The sequence below is a fragment of the Pseudooceanicola lipolyticus genome, assembly GCF_002786325.1.
Classification (GTDB): Bacteria; Pseudomonadota; Alphaproteobacteria; order Rhodobacterales; family Rhodobacteraceae; genus Pseudooceanicola_C; species Pseudooceanicola_C lipolyticus.
This window is the reverse complement of the sequence record NZ_PGTB01000348.1, coordinates 1-1,331: the sequence shown is the minus strand read 5'-3', so window position 1 is coordinate 1,331 and position 1,331 is coordinate 1. Positions and strand designations below refer to the sequence as shown.

2 protein-coding genes are annotated in these 1,331 nt (G+C 69.0%); both read left to right on the top strand.

Going from position 1 to position 1,331, the window contains the following annotated elements; translation table 11 throughout:
* Positions 1-771: 2-C-methyl-D-erythritol 2,4-cyclodiphosphate synthase (gene ispF, locus CVM52_RS25815; RefSeq protein ID WP_100165066.1), on the top strand; the 771-nt coding region annotated here is incomplete at its 5' end.
* Positions 768-1,268, top strand: coding sequence for a phosphatidylglycerophosphatase A family protein (locus tag CVM52_RS25810; RefSeq protein WP_100165065.1), 501 nt, complete (start codon positions 768-770; stop codon positions 1,266-1,268). The genes ispF and CVM52_RS25810, both read left to right, overlap by 4 nt.
* Positions 1,269-1,331 lie beyond the last annotated feature (63 nt).

Genomic DNA, 1,331 nt, shown 5'->3' with positions numbered 1-1,331 from the left:
CAGGGCGCCGCCCCGGCACTGGTGGTGACCGATGCGCTGTGGACGGGCCAGGACGGGCTGGTCAGCGGCACCCGCGACCGCGCCGGCCTGTTCCGGGCGCAGACGCCGCAGGGGTTCCGGTTTGACGAGATCCGCGCCGCCCATGCCGCCCATCCCGGCGGGGCCGCCGATGATGTGGAGGTGGCGCGCGCCTATGGCATCGATGTCGCCATCGTGCCCGGCGATCCGGACAATCTGAAAGTGACCCTGCCCGGCGATTTCACCCGGGCCGAACGAATATTGAGAGGCGCAATGACCGTCAGACTGGGCAATGGCTTTGACGTGCACCGGTTCGGACCGGGCGACCACGTGACGCTGTGTGGCATCGCGGTGCCGCATGGGCGCGGGCTGCAGGGGCATTCGGACGCGGATGTGGGTATGCACGCGATCACCGATGCGATCTATGGCGCGCTGGCCCAGGGCGATATCGGCCAGCATTTCCCGCCCTCCGATCCGCAATGGAAAGGCGCGGCAAGCGAGATCTTCCTGCGCCATGCCGCCGACCTGGCCCGCGAGATGGGCTATCGCATAGGCAATATCGACTGCACGCTGATCTGTGAACAGCCCAAGATCGGCCCCCATTCGGCGGCGATGCGACAGGCGCTGGCGCGGATCATCGGGATCGAGGCCGGCGCGGTTTCGGTCAAGGCCACCACCTCCGAGCGGCTGGGCTTTACCGGGCGCGAGGAAGGGATCGCCGCCATCGCCACCGCCACGCTGGTGGCGGCATGAGTATCCTGGCGCGCATGGCCGGCACCGTGTTCGGCATCGGTTATCTGGCCCCGGCCTCGGGCACCTGGGGATCGCTGGCGGCGCTGCCGCTGGGCTGGGCACTGCATGTGCTGGGCGGCTTTCCCCTGCTGCTGCTGGCCACGGCGGCGATCTTTATCGTCGGCATTTGGGCCACCACCGTCATGACCGAGGGCAGCGAGGACGAGGATCCTTCGGAAATCGTCATCGACGAGGTGGCCGGCCAGCTGATCGCGCTGCTGCCGCTGTCCTACCCGGCCTGGTCGATGGGCATTCCGATCACCGCGCTCTGGCCCGGCTGGATCACCGCCTTTGTCTTCTTCCGGCTGTTCGACATCTGGAAACCCGGCCCGGTGGGATGGGCCGACCGGCGCGGCGATCCGCTGGGCGTGATGCTGGACGACGTGATCGCCGGGGTGCTGGCCGCGCTCTGCGTGGTGATCGGCGCCGCAATCGCCCACGGGATGATGGCGGCATGACCGCGGCGCGGATCCTCGAGCTGGCGCGGCAGGCCGGCCGGCTGATCGCCACCGCCGAAAGCT

Excerpts from the sequence above, each read along its gene's own strand:
- CVM52_RS25810 (WP_100165065.1), top strand. The coding sequence starts at position 768 with ATGAGTATCCTGGCGCGCATGGCCGGCACCGTGTTCGGCATCGGTTAT.